This window comes from Rhizobium sp. SVR5-9E (assembly GCF_056755095.1).
Map to the genome: position 1 here is coordinate 1 of NZ_JBNDHS010000724.1, position 237 is coordinate 237.

1 protein-coding gene is annotated in these 237 nt (G+C 56.1%); it reads right to left on the reverse strand.

Annotated elements, in window-relative coordinates; translation table 11 throughout:
• The coding region (locus ACPYOJ_RS36730; RefSeq protein WP_481420595.1) for an efflux RND transporter permease subunit at positions 1 to 237 on the reverse strand (237 nt) is incomplete at both ends.

Below are 237 nucleotides of genomic sequence, written 5' to 3' on the forward strand. Positions count from 1 at the left end.
GTACGCATCTGGGTGGCTCCGGCGGGGAGCTGGACCATAGTCATAAATACCCCCTGATCCTCTTCGGGCAGGAAGGAGGTGGGTAAGCGCAGGAACAGTACGGCCATACCACCGACGATGATGACGTATACCACCAGATAGCGCCCGGTCTTACGCAAAATGCCGCTTACGCTATTGCTGTAATGCTCCACGCTCCGGTCAAAGAGCGCATTAAACCAGCCGAAGAAGCCACCTTTC